16 protein-coding genes are annotated in these 16,705 nt (G+C 71.3%); 9 read left to right on the top strand and 7 right to left on the bottom strand.

What is annotated here, in order from left to right:
• Nucleotides 1-42: 42 nt before the first annotated feature.
• Both ACFPZ3_RS06195 and ACFPZ3_RS06190 read right to left on the bottom strand, forming a co-directional pair.
• Nucleotides 43-1,365, bottom strand: coding sequence for an ABC transporter substrate-binding protein (locus tag ACFPZ3_RS06195; RefSeq protein ID WP_379512971.1), 1,323 nt, complete (start codon nt 1,363-1,365; stop codon nt 43-45).
• Nucleotides 1,366-1,423: 58 nt separating this feature from the next.
• Entirely contained in the window at nt 1,424-2,662 is a 1,239-nt protein-coding gene (locus ACFPZ3_RS06190; protein ID WP_379512970.1) for an ROK family transcriptional regulator, read from the bottom strand.
• Between the two features lie 88 nt (nt 2,663-2,750).
• Between ACFPZ3_RS06190 and ACFPZ3_RS06185 the strand changes: the two genes are divergently transcribed.
• From ACFPZ3_RS06185 to ACFPZ3_RS06150, 8 genes are all read left to right on the top strand, one after another.
• Complete coding sequence (locus ACFPZ3_RS06185) at nt 2,751-4,934, top strand: alpha-N-acetylglucosaminidase (protein ID WP_379512969.1); 2,184 nt, start codon at nt 2,751-2,753, stop codon at nt 4,932-4,934.
• Nucleotides 4,931-5,845 (top strand): N-acetylmuramic acid 6-phosphate etherase, encoded by a 915-nt coding sequence (locus tag ACFPZ3_RS06180; RefSeq protein ID WP_379512968.1) that lies wholly within the window; start codon nt 4,931-4,933, stop codon nt 5,843-5,845. Before ACFPZ3_RS06185 ends, ACFPZ3_RS06180 begins: the two co-directional genes overlap by 4 nt.
• The gene (locus ACFPZ3_RS06175; RefSeq protein WP_379512967.1) at nt 5,842-6,816 is read left to right on the top strand and encodes an N-acetylglucosamine kinase; all 975 of its coding nucleotides are present in this window, start codon (nt 5,842-5,844) and stop codon (nt 6,814-6,816) included. The genes ACFPZ3_RS06180 and ACFPZ3_RS06175 overlap by 4 nt, the downstream gene beginning before the upstream one ends.
• A gap of 58 nt (nt 6,817-6,874) precedes the next feature.
• The gene (locus ACFPZ3_RS06170) at nt 6,875-7,657 is read left to right on the top strand and encodes an SAM-dependent methyltransferase (RefSeq protein WP_379512966.1); all 783 of its coding nucleotides are present in this window, start codon (nt 6,875-6,877) and stop codon (nt 7,655-7,657) included.
• 128 nt (nt 7,658-7,785) lie between these two features.
• The gene (locus ACFPZ3_RS06165) at nt 7,786-8,988 is read left to right on the top strand and encodes a cytochrome P450 (protein WP_379512965.1); all 1,203 of its coding nucleotides are present in this window, start codon (nt 7,786-7,788) and stop codon (nt 8,986-8,988) included.
• A 152-nt stretch (nt 8,989-9,140) separates the two neighbouring features.
• A complete protein-coding gene (locus tag ACFPZ3_RS06160) occupies nt 9,141-9,434 on the top strand; it encodes a hypothetical protein (protein ID WP_379512964.1) in 294 nt (97 codons plus the stop codon).
• Complete coding sequence (locus tag ACFPZ3_RS06155) at nt 9,424-10,005, top strand: carboxymuconolactone decarboxylase family protein (protein WP_379512963.1); 582 nt, start codon at nt 9,424-9,426, stop codon at nt 10,003-10,005. The genes ACFPZ3_RS06160 and ACFPZ3_RS06155 overlap by 11 nt, the downstream gene beginning before the upstream one ends.
• A gap of 100 nt (nt 10,006-10,105) precedes the next feature.
• Complete coding sequence (locus ACFPZ3_RS06150; RefSeq protein WP_379512962.1) at nt 10,106-10,480, top strand: hypothetical protein; 375 nt, start codon at nt 10,106-10,108, stop codon at nt 10,478-10,480.
• 210 nt (nt 10,481-10,690) lie between these two features.
• Here the strand turns inward: ACFPZ3_RS06150 and ACFPZ3_RS06145 are convergent, their stop codons facing one another.
• Nucleotides 10,691-12,805: a TerD family protein gene (locus tag ACFPZ3_RS06145; protein ID WP_379512961.1), complete on the bottom strand. Its 2,115-nt coding sequence runs from the start codon at nt 12,803-12,805 to the stop codon at nt 10,691-10,693.
• An 86-nt stretch (nt 12,806-12,891) separates the two neighbouring features.
• On the opposite strand from ACFPZ3_RS06145, the gene ACFPZ3_RS06140 reads away from it, so the two are divergent.
• A complete protein-coding gene (locus tag ACFPZ3_RS06140) occupies nt 12,892-13,185 on the top strand; it encodes a hypothetical protein (RefSeq protein WP_379512960.1) in 294 nt (97 codons plus the stop codon).
• Nucleotides 13,186-13,227: 42 nt separating this feature from the next.
• Here the strand turns inward: ACFPZ3_RS06140 and ACFPZ3_RS06135 are convergent, their stop codons facing one another.
• From ACFPZ3_RS06135 to ACFPZ3_RS06120, 4 genes are all read right to left on the bottom strand, one after another.
• Entirely contained in the window at nt 13,228-13,842 is a 615-nt protein-coding gene (locus ACFPZ3_RS06135; protein WP_379512959.1) for a TetR/AcrR family transcriptional regulator, read from the bottom strand.
• 100 nt (nt 13,843-13,942) lie between these two features.
• Nucleotides 13,943-15,118, bottom strand: coding sequence for a phospholipase D-like domain-containing protein (locus ACFPZ3_RS06130; protein ID WP_379512958.1), 1,176 nt, complete (start codon nt 15,116-15,118; stop codon nt 13,943-13,945).
• An 11-nt stretch (nt 15,119-15,129) separates the two neighbouring features.
• Nucleotides 15,130-16,137, bottom strand: a complete 1,008-nt coding sequence (locus tag ACFPZ3_RS06125; RefSeq protein WP_379512957.1) for an ABC transporter ATP-binding protein — start codon at nt 16,135-16,137, stop codon at nt 15,130-15,132.
• The coding region (locus ACFPZ3_RS06120; RefSeq protein ID WP_379512956.1) for an ABC transporter ATP-binding protein at nt 16,121-16,705 on the bottom strand (585 nt) is incomplete at its 5' end. The genes ACFPZ3_RS06120 and ACFPZ3_RS06125, both read right to left, overlap by 17 nt.

The raw sequence follows: 16,705 nt of genomic DNA, 5'->3' as shown, positions 1-16,705 counted from the left end.
GGAGCCGCCCGCCGCGCCGGCCAGCGCACGGCCGGGCTCAACTCACGAGCCATGATGGGCGTTCCACGACTCCTGCAGGGACTTCAGGAAGGCGTCGGGTGCCATCTTGTCGCTGATCAGGCCCTGGATGCCGGGGGTCAGCTTGTCGATCATGCCGGGGGAGGCGAAGTCGGGGAACGGGACGATCCCGTTGCTCTGCGCCACCGGCGCGAAGACGCCCGCGATGTCGCCGCGCAGCCCGGTGGCGCCCAGGTCGGCCTTGGTGTCGACCGGCATGAACCCGCCGTCGAACTCGATCTTCGCCGCCTCCGGCGAGCTCAGGTAGTCGAGGAACGCCGCGGCGACGTTCGGGTTCTTCGACTTCGACGAGATCGCGTACGCCACGCTCGCCCCCGAGGCGACGTTCGCCGGCTTGTCCGCCGACTCCGTGGGCATGAGGAAGAAGCCCACGTCGTCCTTCATCTCGGTCTCCAGCGTGGAGGCGGCCCAGTTCCCGGTGATCAGGAACGCGCTGGTGCCCTTGGCGAAGCTCGCCAGCGCGTCGGGGTCCGCCGTGGCGCTCGCGCCGCTGGAGATGTATCCCTTCTTCGCCCAGTCGGTCAGCGTCTGGGTGGCCTTCAGCGCGGCCGGGTTCTCGATCGTCGCGCCCGGCTTGCCGTACACCCACGACCGGTAGTCGTTGACGTCGCCGGTCACGTTGAGCAGCGCGTTCCACAGGTGGAAGCCGCCGACCTGGAGCGCGCCGTTGCTCAGCGGGGTCTGGCCGGCGTCCTTGGCCTTCTGCATCGCGGCCTCGAAGTCGGCCAGCGTCTTCGGCGCCTGTTTCACGATCTTCTTGTTGTAGAAGACGCCGAGCACCGAAAGGCCGCCGGGCACGGCGTACAGGTTGCCGGCGCCGAACTGCTTGGCCGACTTGTCGGAGCTGAGGACCTCGAGGCTGGCCGGCGGGAACTTGGTGGTCCAGCCGTACGCCTTGGACCACGGGCTCAGGTCGAGGATGAGACCTGCCGGGACCAGGGAGTTCATCGCGCCCGGGTTGCACTGGGCGATGTCCGGCGCCGAGTCGGACGACATCGCCAGTTTGATGGACTTGATGTAGTCGTTGAACGGCGTCATCTGGGGCTTGACGGTGACGTTCGGGTGTTTCCTGGTGAAGCCGTCGATGAGCGCCTTGGTGGGCGGGTCGTTGGTGTAGGCGAGGGTGAGCGTCACCGGGTCATTGGGGATGGTGGTCGACACGGCGACTTTTGTCTCCGTGCTTCCGCCCGAACTGCTGGCGCCCGCGCAGGCCGTCAGCGCGAACGCCGTCGTGATGCTGAGCGCCGCGACCGCTGCGCGCCGGGCTGGTCTCGTCATACTACGCATGACCTTTCTCCTCAATCGGGGGGCGGCGTCAGCCGGCGCGTCGTCTCCGCGACGGCCCTCATGACGACTGGTTTCTGACCAGGCCGAACCTGGTCCGCTCGATCTCGTCCAGCGAGTGGAGCAGTGCCCCGTGGACGACGGCGTCTTCCTGGAGTGCCGAGACCTCCAGCGCCGGCTGGTCCAGCGGCTCGTCGGCCAGATGCCGCCGGAGCGCTGTCAGCAGCCTCTCGCCGCATCTGGCCAGGGGGCCGCCGATGACCACGAGCCGCGGGTTCAGGATCGCCCTGATCACGGTGATGCCCTTGGCGAAGCGGCGGGCCACCACGTCGATCGCCTCCAGCGCCGCCGGGCTGCCGTCGTCGACGGCGTCCAGCACGGCTTCGAGCGCGTGCTCTCCCACGGCCTCGATCCGGGCCAGGAGCGCGTCGTCGCCGGCGCGTCCCGCGGCCGCCGCGGCCTGGCGTACGATCTCCGCGCCGCCGACCCGATCCTCGAACGGGCCCAGGCCCTGCGGATGGCGGGGTGCCGAAGGGCCGGCGGTGAACAGGTCGAGGAATCCGACGTCGCCGGCGTCGTTGGACGCGCCGCGGTAGAGCTCGCCGTTCAGCACGATCCCGGCGCCGACCCGCTCGCCCCAGTGGATCATCACCAGGGAGTCCTCGCGCTGTTCCGCGCTCCGCCACCGCTCGGCCTGCGTGGCCAGCTTGACGTCGTTGTCCAGGTAGATCGGGCAGCCCAGCGCCTGCGTCAGCCGGCGTAGGAGGAGGTCGCCGGTCAGGCCGGGCATGCTCGGGATGAGCTTGATGAGCCCGGCCGCCGGGTCGACGATGCCGGGGGTGCCGATCGAGGCGAACCAGAGGTCGCCGGTCGTGATCCCCGTCGCGCGCAGCGTCCGCTCCATCGTGGACAGGAGCGTCTCCACCACCTGCTCGCCGCCGGCGTAGGCGCCGAGTTGCACCGTGTCGGCCGTCGTGACCGCACCGGCCAGGTCCGCCACGGCCACGCGCACGTCCTGCGGGCTGATCGACAGGCCCAGCACGTGGCCGGCTTCCGCCCGGAACCGCACGAGCTGCGCCGGCCGCCCGGCCCGGGTGGAGTCGCGATCGAGGGGGCCGAACTCGACCAGGCCCTCGGCGACGAGCGCGTTGAGCGAGCGGGTGACCGCCTGGCGGGAGAGCCCCACGGCCTTGGCCAGCGCGGAGACGCTCATACTGGCCTCGGCCCGCAACTTGCGCAGGACGGCGACGGCGTTGACCTCGCGCATGAACCGCGTGCCGACGGCCACGACCTGCTCCATGCTCTGTCTCCCTGCGATCGGTTGCGGGTACGCTAGCATATTAATTATGGACCGTACGGAACTAATTAGTCGAGGGGTGTGACCTGCGATGTTGTCCGGTGACGGCCCGCCCTGGGCGGACACTGTACGCGGCCTCGCCCATCGCGTGCTGGGGCCCGTGGCGGAGTCGGTACGGTTCGCCGCCCGCGACGGCGATGGGCACGAATACGCCTGCGAGGCGGCGGGCGGCGTGCTCAGCATCGCCGCGACGGACGGGGTGAGCGCCTCGGTGGCGCTGCACCACTACCTCCGGGAACACTGCGGCACCTCGGTGGGCTGGGACACGGTGCTGCCCCTGGGGCTGACGTCCTTGCCCGACGCTCCGCTCCGCCAGAGCGTGGCGCGGGTCCGGGAGGGCTACTACTTCAACTTCTGCACCTACAGCTACACGATGCCCTACTGGGACTGGGCCGACTGGGAACGTGAGATCGACTGGATGGCCCTGCACGGCATCACCATGCCGCTCGCCATCACCGGTCACGAGGCCGTGCTGCACGCCGCCTACTCCCTGCTCGGCCTCGACGACCAGCAGATCCGGGGCTTCCTGGGCGGCCCGGGCTATCTGCCGTTCCAGTTCATGGGCTGCCTGGACAACTTCGCCGGCCCGCTCTCCTCGTCCTGGATCGAGAGCCACCGCGAGCTCGGGGCGCGCGTCCTCGACCGCGAGCGCGCCTTCGGCATGACCCCGGTGCTCCCGGCCTTCACCGGGCACGTCCCGCCTGAGATCGCGTCCACGGCGCGCGCCGGCCGCCGCTACTGGCAGGGGTTCGAGAGCTGGGTCCTCGATCCGGCCGACCCGCTGTACGAGCGGATCGGCGCCGAGATTGCCCGCGCGCAGATCAAGCTCTTCGGCACCGACCATCTGTACGCCGCCGACCCCTTCATCGAGATGATCCCCATTGACGCCGACCCGGCCTTCCCCGGGGCCGTGGCGGCGGCGACGCTGGCCGGCCTCCAGGCCGCCGACCCGGACGCGGTCTGGCTCATGCAGGCCTGGCCGTTCTCCTACCAGCGGGACTTCTGGACCGAGGAGCGCGTCAACGCCTTCCTCGATGCGATTCCGGACGACCGGATGCTCGTGGCGGACCTGTGGGCGGAGCACGACCCGCTGTGGGACCGCTTCCAGGAGTTCTCCGGCAAACCATGGCTCTGGTGCGCGCTGCTCAACTTCGGCGGCCGCACCGACCCGGGCGCCGACCTGCGTGGCATGCCGGCCGGGATCGAGGCGGCCCTGGCGGGGCCGATGCCGTCGGCCGGTCTCGGCCTGTCCATGGAGGCCACCCGCAACAACCCCGTCTTCTTCGAACTCGTCGCCGACCAGATCTGGAACGAGGTGCCCGACCTCGACGCCTGGCTCGACGCCTTCGTGTCCCAGCGCTACGGCACCCGGGGCCGGCAGGCGGCCGGGCTGCGGGCGGCCTGGCGCGGGCTCCTCGGCTCCGTCTACGACGCGCGGGGCGTGCGGATCGCTCCCGACCAGTTCAAGGGCGTCCTCACCGCCGGCCCCTCCTACGCGCGTATCCCCGGCGGAGTGGCCGAGCTCCGCGCCGACGCCGCCCGCGCCCTCTGGTACCAGCCGGCCGTGCTGGCGGAGGCGTGGGAACGGCTGATCGAGGTGGCCGAGCACGACCGCGACCTGCCGGCCGGTCCGCTGGGGCACGACCTCGTCGAGGTGGGCGTGGCCTACATGGCCAGGGTCGCCGACCGCTGCCACCTCGACGCCGTGGAGCGATCGGTCCTGCTGGGCGCGGCAAGCGCGCCCGAGATCGACCGATTCCTGCGGGTCTTCGATGACCTGGACCGGATGCTGGCCTGCCGGCCCGAGTACACCTTCCAGCACTGGGAGGCCAAGGCGCTGTCGCACGCCGGCGACCCGGCCGACCGCGACGTCCTGGCCGACAACGCCCGCCGCATCATCACGGTGTGGGGCACCTCGGACAGCCCGCTGCTCGACGACTACGCCGGCCGGCACTGGAGCGGGCTCGTCGGCGGCTACTACCGCGACCGCTGGGCGCTGTGGGCGGACGGCCTCGACCGCGCGCTCGCCGCGCCCGGCGAATCGGAGGCCGAACTGCGCGAACGGCTCCGTGAACGCGCCGAGCTCTTCCTGCGGGAAGGCGCGCCTCCGGCGCCGGGCGACCTGGGCGATCTGGCCACGGAGTCACGCCGGCTGTTCACCGCCTACGCGGGTCAGGCCGGCCCGCTCGCCCAGCCACAGGAACACGATCGATGAGGAGCACGATGCCCGAGGTGGCACCACCGACCGAACGCCGCAACCCGCGCACCGCCGACATCGACACGCTGGAGCCGGAGGACGTCCTCCGGCTGCTGCTGGCCGAGGACGCCAGGGCGGTCGAGGCCGCCCGCGCCGCCACCGGGCCGCTCGCCCGGGCCGTGGAGGAGGCGCATCTCCGGCTGGGTCGCGGCGGGAGCGTGCACTACTTCGGCGCCGGCGCGTCGGGGCGGCTGGCGGTGCTGGACGCCACCGAGATCACGCCGACGTTCGGGGTGGCGCGCGACCTGTTCACGGCGCACTTCGCGGGCGGGCCTGGCGCGCTCACCGACGCCTCCGTCGACCGGGAGGACGCCGAGGAACTCGGGGCCGCGGACGCCGCGACGCTCGGTGAGAGCAGCGTGGCGATCGGGATCACGGCGTCCGGGTCCACCCCCTACGTCGCCGGGGCGCTCCGCGCGGCCGGTGCGGCGGGCGCGCTCACCGTGCTGATCACCTGCGATCCCGCCGCGCCGCTGCGCGAGCTGGCCGAGATCCTCATCGTCGCGGACACCGGCCCGGAGGCGCTCACCGGGTCCACCCGGCTCAAGGCGGGCACGGCGACCAAGGTGCTGCTGAACGCGTTCTCGACGGCGCTCATGATCAAGGAGGGGCGTACGTACGGCAACCTCATGGTCGGGCTGGTCGCCACCAACGCCAAGCTTGAGGCACGGGCCGTGCGGCTGCTCGTGGAGGCGACCGGGGAGGACACCGCGGCCTGCCGCGCCGCGCTGGCCGAGGCGGACGGGCGGATCCAGGAAGCGCTCGTGCGGCTGCTCACGGGCTGCCCGCCCGACCGGGCGCGCGCCGCGCTCGCCGAGCGTCCAGGCGTCCGCGCGGCCGTCGCCGCGCTGGGCGGGCACGCCGGATGAGCGGCTTCGCGGGCGTGGACGTCGGCGGCGGAGGCATCAGGGTACGCGTCGAGAGCGGAGGAAGGATCGCGCACGGCGAGGACTCGGCGGCGGTGCCCCGCGCCGGGGGCCGGGTGGATCTCGACCGGCTCGCCACCAGGATCGCCACGGTCATCGAGAACGCCGCCTGGGCCCACGACGGGCATGCGGGCGGCGACGGCGCGGCGACTCCCGAGTGGTTCGCCGCGATGGCCGTCGGGGTGACCGGGCTGCCGGGGCTGGTCCGGGAGCCGGAGACGTTGTGGCACGCGTTGCGGAAGCGGTTCGGGCTCGACGCGCTCGCGGTCGCCGGTGACACGGTGACGACGCACGTCGGCGCGCTCGGGTTCCGGCCGGGCGTGGTCGTCGCCGCCGGGACCGGCGTCATCACGCTGGGCACCGACCTGGACCGCGTCTGGAACCAGTCCGACGGCTGGGGCCACCTGCTCGGTGACCACGGCAGCGGCGCGTGGATCGGCAGGCGCGGCCTCCAGGCCGCCCTGCGCGCCCACGACGGCCGGACCGGCGGGTCGCCCGCCCTGCTGGAACGCCTGACCGCCCGCTTCGGCCACCCCCTGGACCTGGTGGCGCTCGTCTACGAATCCGCCTCGCCCGCGCACCATCTGGCGTCGTTCGCGCCGTCCGTCGCCGACGCGGCCCGCGCCGGGGATCCCGTCGCGCGTGGCATCTGGGACGAAGCCGGACGGCAACTCGGCCAGACCGCCGTCGCCGCCGCGACCGGGCTCGAACCGGTCTTCTCCTGGGGCGGACGCCTCTTCGACGCGGCCGACCTGCTGATGAAGCCGTTCCAGAGCACCGTGCGCGACCTGCTGCCCGTGGCCCGTTTCAGGCCGCCACAAGGAACCTCGGCGGATGGTGCGCTCGCCCTGGCCAGGGCCGCCGCCGGTGGCGAGGTCCTGGCGCGCCACCCCTACCTTTACGTCTTTCGCTGATCGGAGCCGGACAGGCCACGCCCTTACGGTGGCGGCAAGATCGAAATAGGGTGAGGTCATGGACGCCGACCCCAGGATCGACCGTACGAAGCCGCATTCAGCCCGGGTCTGGAATCACTTGCTCGGCGGCACGGACAACTACCCTGTGGACCGCGAGGCGGGTGACAACCTGCTGCGCATGTTCCCCGACTTCGCGCAGGTGGCCAGGCTCCAGCGCGAGTTCCTCCACCGCGCGGTGACCTACCTGGTCACCAAGGTGGGCATCACGCAGTTCCTCGACATCGGCGCGGGACTGCCCACCGCCGACAACACCCATGAGGTGGCGCAGCGCCTGGCCCCCGAAGCGCGCGTGGTCTACGTGGACAACGACCCGCTGGTGCTCCTGCACGCCCGCTCCCTGCTCACCGGCACCGAGCAGGGCCGGACCGACTACATCGACGCCGACGTGCGCGAGCCCGACGCCATCCTCGAGAGCGCCGCCAGGACGCTCGATCTCTCCCGCCCTGTCGGGCTGGTGATGCTCAGCATCGCCGGCCAGGTCCCTGACCACGACCTGGCCGCCGGCCTTGTCCGCCGATACATCGCGGCGCTGCCGTCCGGCAGCCACCTCGCGCTGTCGGACGGGGTGAACGTCAACCCGGCGCTGATGGAGGCGGTGAACGCCTACAACCAGCGAGCCGCCTTCCCCTACACGCTGCGCAGCCCCGGGCAACTGGCCGGTTACTTCGAAGGGCTCGAACTCGTGCCGCCCGGCGTGGTCTCCACGCCGCTCTGGCGCCCGGTGCCTGGCCCGCTGCCGGACAAGGTCAACGCCGTCTGCGGGGTGGGACGCAAGCCGTAGCTCCGGTACGTCCGCCAGGTCTGACGCGGTGCCGTGTCAGCACGGCGACGGTCCGGTGTCAGCGCGGTCGGCGATGGTGGTCGCCATGAGCGGTTCAGCGACGGCCTGGACCGATGAGAGGAATGACCATGGAACACACCCTCGCCACGATGCCGACCGCGCGTCAGGCCGGCTGCCCCTTCGACCCGCCCAAGGAGTTGATCGAGGCCCGCGAGCAGAGCCCGATCAGCCGTCTCCCCTTTCCTGACGGGCACCAGGGGTGGCTGATCACCGGTTTCGACCTGGTCCGGTCGGTGCTGGCCGACCCTCGGTTCAGCTCGCGCAAGGAGCTGATGGGCCACCACCCGCTGGTCGACTACGGCGGCATCGAGGTCCCTCCGGCGCCGCCCGGAGAGTTCCTGCTGATGGACGATCCGCAGCACAGTCGCTACCGCAAGCCGCTGGTGGGCAAGTTCACCGTGCGGCGGATGCGGCTGCTCACCGAGCGCGTCGAGCAGGTCACCGCCGAGCACCTGGAGGCGATGGAGAAGGCCGGGACGTCGGCGGACCTGGTGACCGCCTTCGCCAAGCCCATCCCCGCCGTCATCATCTGTGAACTGCTGGGCGTGCCGTACGAGGACCGGGGCTCCTTCCAGGACAACATCGACAAGTTCCTCGGCGGGGAGGTCAGCGACGAGGAACTGTTCGCGGCCTATACCGCGACCCAGCAGTATCTCGCGGAGCTGGTAGCCGCCAAGCGCGCCAATCCCACCGACGACGTGCTCAGCGACCTCATGGACAGCGATCTGACCGATGAGGAGCTGCGGGGGATGGCTCTGATCCTGCTGTCGGCGGGCTTCGACACCACCGCGAACATGCTGGCGCTGGGCACCTTCGCGCTGCTGCAGAACCCGGAGCAGCTGGCCGCGCTGCGCGCCGCCGACCCCGCGCTCACTGACGCCGCCGTGGAGGAGCTGCTGCGGTATCTGAGCGTCGCCAAGCAGTTCACCAGGGTCGCTTTGGAGGATGTCGAGCTGGGCGGCCACGCCATCAAGGCCGGCTCGACGCTCATCCTGTCCTACGCCACCGCCAATCGTGACCCCGAGCGGTTCACCGACCCTCACGCCCTCGACATCCAGCGCCAGGACGGCGGGCATCTGGCCTTCAGTCACGGCATCCACCAGTGCCTGGGCCAGCAGCTGGCCCGCGTGGAGCTGCGCGTCGCGCTTCCCGCGCTGCTCAACCGCTTCCCCGCGCTGCGCCTGGCCGTACCGGCGGAAGAGGTCGCCCTGCGGCCGGAGACCGCTGACATCTACGGGGTCAAGAGCCTCCCGGTCACCTGGGACGCCTGACCGAGAGCCGGCGACGTCTCTGTGGTTGGCTTTGTTCGGCCGCGTGTCACATTCGACGGTGTGCCGATCGTCTGATGTATGAGAGCAGACAGCCAACCACGGAGGACGTTGTGCGGGATGAGGACAAGAAGCGAGCAGCGCACCGAGCTCTGGTGGATCGTGTCCTGAACGGGGAGGGCAGGGCGACCGCGGAGCAGCGAGCGCGTGCCTTCGGCAACGAAGGCCTCTCCCCGCCGCTGGACGCGCTGATCGGCAAGGTCGCCGACCGGCCGGCGCAGGTCACCGAGGCGGACCTGGCCGCGGCGAAGGCGTCGGGCTGCACCGAGGACCAGCTTTTCGAGCTGGTGATATGCGCCGCGGTCGGCCGGTCCGCCCGGCTGTACGAAGCCGGACTGGCGGCTCTGGCCGAAGCGAGCGCCGGGGAGAGGCCCGATCATGCGACTTGACATCCTCAACCATGGTTACGGCCTCAGGACCAAGCTGCTGTTCGCGCTCATCCGGCTGTTCTCCGGGCACCCGGTACCGGACGCCGCCAAGCTCGTCTTCTACCGGCCCGATTTCTACGGTGCCCGGGCCAAGGAGTTCACACACGAGGCGATGCGCGGGCCGTCCGCCTGGTCGGTGGGCGACCGGGAGCTGATGGCGGCTTACGTGTCCAAGGTGAACGAGTCCGCGTTCTGCGTCGGCGCGCACACCGCGACCGCGAGGCAGGCGTACCAGGACGGGGCACGGGTCACGGCGGTGCTGAGCGACCTGGAGTCGGCCCCCGTCGCGGAGCCGTTGCGGGCAACGCTGCGGATGCTCGGCAAACTGACCCTGGAGGGAAAGGTCGGCGCCGGGGACATGCGGGACGTGCTGGCCGCCGGTGTCTCACCTCAGCAGGTCCAGGACGCGCTGGCGGTCTGCGCCGCCTTCAACACCACCGACCGGCTCGCCGACGCCTTCGGGTTCGAACTGCTCAGCCCCGAGGGCTTCGAGGCAGGAGCCAGATACCTGCTCAAGCGAGGTTACCGATAGCTCCCGACCGCGCGCTGGAATCACCCGGCGCTCGTACTTCCGCTACTTCCCCGACAAACGCGAAGTCCTGTTCGCAGGCTCCGAACGACTACCCGCCGCGGTGGCCGAGGCGATACGCGACGCCGACGAGAGCGCCTCCCCGCTGTCCGCGGCCCTCGGCGCCATCGCCCAGGTCGGCACGGAACTCGTCGCGTTCGCCGATCGCGCCGCGGAACGCCGCGCCGTGATCGACAGCAGCGTAGAACTTCAAGAACGTGAGCGCACCAAGCTCGCCACGGTCACCACCGCGATCCGGGACGCGCTCAAGCAGCGCGACGTGGATCCCGGCAAGGCGGAACTGGTGGCACAGATCGCCACGGTCGCCTTCCAGAACGCGTTCGCTCAATGGATCGACACCCAGGGGCGCAACGACTTCCCGTCCTGCCTCCGGGCAGTCGCCGCGGCGCTCCGGGAAACACTCGAGAGCGGGCACTGACGCAGGGTGGCCCATGTCAGCCGACCGTGAGGAAGGCTTGGCAGCTAGACAGCCTAGTAGGCCCATCGGGCCTACCTGGAATCGAACCAGGAGAAGGAAGCCGCCAAATGGCCTCACGGCCGGTATGCGAGGAAAGCGGGAAGGCTAGAGATAATTTGCATTCAGCAATTGAGAAGGAAGCCCTCCCATGGCCTCGCGATCTTCACATTATCAGGCGGGGATCAGTTCGTGCAGCGTCGACGGCGTATACACCCGCGCGCCCTCCGGCAGATCGGCCGGCGTCTGAAGGCCGATGTACGTGGTGTGCCCGCCCGCGGAGCTCTTGCGCCGCAGCAGGTCGGCCAGGTATCGAACCCCCAAATAGTCACGTTCGATGATCGAGCGCACCAGGAGCGAGGCCGTGACGCGGCTGCCCTCCACCTGATTGAAGCCGGGGTGGCCCTTCAGATAAAGGTGCAGCCACTTCGCCCGCCAGACGCCGTCGTCGCCGCGCAGGAAGACGAGCGGCAGCGCGACGCGGCCCGCGCCACGCAGGTCGGACTTCATCCGCACCGTGCGCGGCTCGAACGGTCGGCCCTCCTGCCCGGCGTCCCTGCTCATGTAGCCGAAGAACGCCTCCGCGGCTTCGTCGAACGCCTCCCCGGCGTAGATGTGCACCTGCGGGATGACGATGGACCGGGTGGCCTGGGCGAGGCGGATGTTGATGAACTCGCTCGCGCCGTCGGTGGCGTCGGTGAGGTCGCCGGAGTATTCGGCGAAGTCGTTGCCGTAGTTCGTCCACGAGACGTGCTCGGGGTCGCCGTAGGAGGCGTCCAGCAACAGGGCCGACAGGTCGTAGTCGGTGCGCCGTCCGGCCTGGCGCCAGTGAACGAAGAAGCGCAGCAGCTCCCCGTCCACCGCCGACAGCGAGCCGCGCGGCAACATGCCCAGCCCAGGCGCGACGGCCTTGCCCGACAGCGGCAGTGCGACGTCGAGCACGTCGGGATCGATGATCAGCTCGCCCAGGTCGGGCAGGCGCCGGGCGATCTCGTCATCCAGGAGGGTCACCGCCCGCGACAGGACGTCGTCCTCGATCGGGGAGCGGGTGTCAGCCGTCGCCCACGCCCGGCCGTGCCGGTTGGTGAAGACACGGCCGGCGACGGGCGTGAGCCGGTTGTGCAGGTGCTCGCGCAGCGACAGCAGGACCCGGCCGGAGGCGCCGGCCGCGGCCTTCCCGGCGGCGTCGAGCACGGCCGCCGGTGCGGTTCCGGTACGCAACAGGTGATCGAGGCGGCGCAGCAGCGCGCCGGGCGCCTTCTCCAGCAGGTCGACCGCCTCCCCGGTGCGTCCCTCTGACAGGGCGGCCTCCACATGGCTGTCGAAACTGCGCGCCCGGCGTACCCCTCGGGCGACCTCGAAGACGTGCGCGGCGCGCGGGAGGCGCGGCTGCTCGTGCGGGTGCAGGCGTTCGCCGAGCCGCTTCCACTGCTCGCGGTGGCGCGGCACGTCGCCGAGCTTGGCCGGGGAGGCGACCGCGTCCAAGGCCTGCAGCAGCGCGCGGCGCTCGGCCCGGCGGAACGAGCGGAACCGGGTGGGGGTGGCCAGCGTGACGTCGCCGCCGGAGCAGCCGCAGGCGAGGCGGAGCACGTCGGTGACCGTTTCCACGAGCAGCGGCCGGCCGGCGGCCAGGCGCACCTCGTTGACGACCGCGCGGTTCTCGCGCACCGGGATGTGTTCCGGCTCGCCGGTGCAGAACGCGGCCAATGTACGCAGTGCCGCCAGGTCCTCGGCGGAGAGCGGCACCTGCGAGCCCGCCAGCGAGAAGTAGAGCTCGCGCGCCTCCGACTCCAGGCCTGTGCCCAGCTGCAATACGGTCACCCGGTCGCCGGCCAGCGGGATCAGCTCGGCGTGCGCGGCCAGCAGGTCGGCGTAGGTGTGCTGGTAGCGGCCGTAGCCGGGCAGCGCGAGCAGGTTGAGTGTGGCCGGCTGGACCCGCGTGGCCGCGACCGGGTCGAGCAGCGCCTCCCGCAGCAGACCGGCCCAGAACTCCATCGTGTCGGGCACGTTGCGGGGGAAGTCGATGAAGTAGGCGTTGTGCCGCACGTGGTCGCCCACGAGTTCGCGAACGGCGGCCAGAACCCGCACGCCGAGATCGATGACGGTCTCGCCGCGCAGCCTCGCCAAGCGTTCGAGCAGGGCCGCCGAGCACTTGAAACCGACGCTCAGCAGCGCGGCGTCGAGCTGGCGGGCGGCCACCTCTCCCCAGCCCGGATGGGAGCCGGCGGGGTCGTCGCCGATGGGGACGCGCAGCCGGCGGGCGATGATGAGGGTTTCAAGATTGTCCACGAGCGCACCTTATAGCCGGTGCGAGCGGGAATGCCGTGCCCTTTCCTGGTTGTGGACCCCGAGCCGATCCGCGTCGTGCTGCCCCGGTGCTCGGCACCCCCACCGAGAGGGATCTCAGGCGCTACGCCACCGCGCCGTCCTTCCTGGACCGGCCCGCCACCGGCGTCCGCCCGCCACGCGCGCCGCTGAGCGTGTCGGATCGCCGCCGCCTGACCCGCTGGGGCGCGGTCGGGCTCGCGCTTGTTCTGCTGGCTTGCGGCGCTCAAGCGCTCGAGTCCGCGGTCTTCTCCGAGCCTGTCGTGCCGCAGCCCGCCGACGAGATCGTCCTCAGGCAGCCGATCCCGCAGTGGGACGGAGCATTCCCGCCGGCGGATCGGTGATCGATCGGAGCAGTTTCTGTGAGCGCTTCGTCGTCCTGGCCCTCACGGCTGGGGGGCGACTCCGGTGCGGAGGGCGTCGAACAGGCGCTCAAGGCGTGCGCGGTGGTCGTCCACCACGGCGCTCGGCTGGTCTCCGGCGATGAGACGGCGCGCGGTCTCCACCATCACGGTGCCGTAACCGGAGATGAAGAAGGCGGCGAGCAACGTCCCGTCGCCCGCGAAGGCCGGGTCGTGTTCGAGCTCCTCGGCGAGGGTCCGCTGAAGATCGGCGGAGATCTCCCGCGCGCGCGCGACCAGCGCGGGCGACGCCGCGACGGTGCGGAAGAAGGGGATGGATCCGTCTTTCACGCCGGAGAGCGCGTGACGGGTGTCGACGAGACGGAGGGTCGTATCCCGCAGGGACGCCAGCACGTCGACGCCGGGAGCGCGGTCGCGCACCGCCGAGCGCAGGAACTCGACGGCGTCGACCGCGCGATCCAGGAGGAGGTCCTCCTTGCGCGGGAAGTGCTTGAAGACCGTCACACTCGAGACCCCGGCCTCACTCGCGACCTCGGCGACCGTGACCGTGTCGAACCCGCGCTCCAGGAACAACCGAGTCGCGATCTCCGAGATCCTCGCACGCGTCTGCGGCCCGCCTCGCTCCCCGGTCCTGGGCATCCGATCTCACTCTCCTGCGAAACTAAACTCAGTCACATAATCTAGTGGAGCTCCTCCGGACAGGCCACCTATCTCGTCATCGACCGGCTCGCGCAGCCGGTCAGGACGCGAGCGGAGCCACCGACCGCATACGTTCGAAGTTCGCCACGTACTGCCGGTAGACGGAGCGATCGCCGAGCCGCAGCAGCGTCTCGTCGTTGCGGCGCAGCGACGTCTGGTTGTAGTTGTGGCTGCCGGTGAACACCCAGTGCGCGTTCCTGTCGCCGCCGTAGGAGCCCTCGATCAGCAGATACTTGGAGTGCACGCGGCCGGGCAGCGCGGCGCCGTCGCCGAGGGTGCGCAGCTCGACGCGCGGCTCGGCCAGCAGGAGCTGTTTGACCTCGTCATCCATGATCCCGTAGACGATCCGCACGGTGCAGCCCTGGGCGGCGAGGTCCCGCAGCCGCTGGGGGATCGCGATGCGGTAGGTGTCCCATTCGGACATGCCGACGCGGATCGTGGTGCCGCGCCGGCAGGACACCGGGCCGAGGTAGTCGACGATGGGGTCGGTGGTGGCGTTCGGGAAGAAGTGGGCCCGCACGCCGGGGGTCTGGACGACGCGGTAGTAGTCGAGGTTCTTCCGCTCGGCGGCGAGGTCGGCGAAGTAGCCGGTGTAGGCCGCGTACAGACCTCTGTTGCCGGGCAGGACGACCGCGTTGTTCCAGTACGTCGTGGAGTTGAGGTCGGTCAGGTTGGCCGACGACTGCACCACCACGCTGGAGGCCCGCCCGGTGCGGGAGAACAGGTAGAACTTGTTGTGCTGCCCCTTGTCGCCGATGCACGCGGCGGTGCCGCCGGACGGCGGGCCGGTGCAGAGGTGCACCCAGGAGCCGGCCGTGGTGTCGGTGCCCAGCTCGGCCGAGAGCCGCCCGGCCACGGTGGCGCCGCGCGTGTCTCCGTCCAGGACGACCTGCACGCCGACGCCGCGCTGATGGGCCTTGACCAGCTCGTCGGCGAACTCGGTGCCCGCCGTCCCGGACATGACGAAGTGGGCGACCTGGATGCGCGCTCCCGCGGGCGTCTGCTTGATGAGCCCGCACAGCGTGCGCACCAGGGCGGCCCCGTCGCCGCCCGCGGGGTCGTTGAACACCGCGCCGGTGGTCACGGGCGTGACCGGCGCGTCCGCGCACGTGGCTCCGGTGCTCGCGGTGGCGGTGCCGGCGGTGGCGGTGCCCGTTAACGCGGCCGTGGCCAGGAGGGCGCCGGTGGCCAGCACGGACATGGTCTTGCCTTGCATGGATCACTCCTTCAGGAGACGGCGGCCGCCGGAACGGCCTCGGGAAAGTGACAGGCGACCGGGTGGCCCGTGTCGCGGTCGATCAGCGCCGGCTCCTCCTCCCGGCACCGGTCCTGAGCCCGCCAGCAGCGCGTGCGGAACCGGCAGCCCGACGGGGGGTCCAACGGCGAGGGGACGTCGCCGGTCAGCACGATCTCGCCGCGCTCGGTGTCGCGCCAGTCGTCGAGGCTGGGGGCGGCCGACATCAGGGCCTGTGTGTACGGATGCGATGGGTTGCCGTAGATGTCGTCCTTGGCGCCGGTCTCGACGATCTTGCCGAGGTACATGACCGCGACCTGGTCGCAGATGTGCCGGACGACGCCCAGGTCGTGCGAGATGAACAGGTACGCCACGCCCAGGTCACGCTGGAGCTCCTGGAGCAGGTTGAGTATCTGCGCGCGTACCGAGACGTCCAGCGCGGACACCGCCTCGTCGCAGACGATCAGCCGGGGCCGCACGGCGAGCGCGCGGGCGATGCTGATGCGCTGCCGCTGCCCGCCGGAGAACTGGTGCGGGTAGCGGCTCGCGTGCTCGGGGCGCAGGCCGACCCGGCTCAGCAGGTCGCGCACCTCCTCGTCCCAGCGTTCGCGGGGCACCAGCCCTGGATGGATCCGCCACGCCTCCTTGATCAGGGCGGCGACGGTCATCCTCGGGTTGAGCGCGGCGTAGGGGTCCTGGAAGACGAGCTGGATCTCCTGGCGGAGCCTGCGCATCTCCTTGGCGGGCAGGGTGGCCAGGTCGCGGCCCTCGAAGAGCACCTTGCCGCCGGACGGGCGGACCAGGCCGACGATGGTGCGGGCGACGGTGGACTTGCCGCAGCCGGACTCGCCGACCAGTCCGACGGTCTCGCCGGCCCGTACGGTCAGGCTCACTCCGGCGACGGCGCGCACCTCGCCGCCCGGGCGGCCGATCCCGCGGCGCAGGCGGTAGCTGGTGACCAGATCGGTCAGCTCCAGCAGGGGTTCAGCCGGTGTGGACATTCGCGATCACCTCCTCGGCGAAGTGGCAGGCGCCGGCTCGGCGCGGGCCGAGCTCGCGCGGCTCGGGGTCCTTCTCGCGGCAGATGTCCCTGGCGAAGGGGCAGCGCGGGTGGAAGGCGCAGCCGCCGGGCGGTGCGGCGAGGTCGGGCGGCTGGCCCACGATCGCCTCCAGCGGGGCGCCGCCATCGCGGACGGCGGGCACCGCCCGCATCAGGCCCAGCGTGTACGGGTGGGCGGGCCGCTCGTAGACCTCGGCCACGGTGCCGGTCTCGACGATGCGGCCGGCGTACATGACCGCGATCCGGTCGGCCGCGCGGGCGACCACGCCGAGGTCGTGGCTGATGAGGATCATGCCGAGCCGGTCGGCCCGCTGCCGTCCGCGCAGCAGCCGCAGGATCTGCGCCTGGACGGTGACGTCGAGCGCCGTGGTCGGCTCGTCGGCGATGAGCAGCCGGGGGTCGAGCGCGAGCGCCATCGCGATCATCACCCGCTGCCGCATGCCGCCGGAGAAGCGGTGCGGGTAGTCGTCGAGCCGCCGCTCGGCGTCGGGGATGCCGACCTGGGCCAT

Source organism: Nonomuraea insulae (assembly GCF_042656245.1).
Note: the sequence above shows the minus strand (reverse complement) of the source record. Positions and strands in the feature narration are given on the sequence as shown.

Coding starts and splice junctions, on each gene's coding strand:
- ACFPZ3_RS06125 (WP_379512957.1), bottom strand. CDS start 16,137: ATGTCCACACCGGCTGAACCCCTGCTGGAGCTGACCGATCTGGTCACC.
- ACFPZ3_RS06175 (WP_379512967.1), top strand. CDS start 5,842: ATGAGCGGCTTCGCGGGCGTGGACGTCGGCGGCGGAGGCATCAGGGTA.
- ACFPZ3_RS06170 (WP_379512966.1), top strand. CDS start 6,875: ATGGACGCCGACCCCAGGATCGACCGTACGAAGCCGCATTCAGCCCGG.
- ACFPZ3_RS06180 (WP_379512968.1), top strand. CDS start 4,931: ATGAGGAGCACGATGCCCGAGGTGGCACCACCGACCGAACGCCGCAAC.
- ACFPZ3_RS06190 (WP_379512970.1), bottom strand. CDS start 2,662: ATGGAGCAGGTCGTGGCCGTCGGCACGCGGTTCATGCGCGAGGTCAAC.
- ACFPZ3_RS06195 (WP_379512971.1), bottom strand. CDS start 1,365: ATGCGTAGTATGACGAGACCAGCCCGGCGCGCAGCGGTCGCGGCGCTC.
- ACFPZ3_RS06135 (WP_379512959.1), bottom strand. CDS start 13,842: ATGCCCAGGACCGGGGAGCGAGGCGGGCCGCAGACGCGTGCGAGGATC.
- ACFPZ3_RS06165 (WP_379512965.1), top strand. CDS start 7,786: ATGGAACACACCCTCGCCACGATGCCGACCGCGCGTCAGGCCGGCTGC.
- ACFPZ3_RS06130 (WP_379512958.1), bottom strand. CDS start 15,118: ATGCAAGGCAAGACCATGTCCGTGCTGGCCACCGGCGCCCTCCTGGCC.
- ACFPZ3_RS06155 (WP_379512963.1), top strand. CDS start 9,424: ATGCGACTTGACATCCTCAACCATGGTTACGGCCTCAGGACCAAGCTG.
- ACFPZ3_RS06185 (WP_379512969.1), top strand. CDS start 2,751: ATGTTGTCCGGTGACGGCCCGCCCTGGGCGGACACTGTACGCGGCCTC.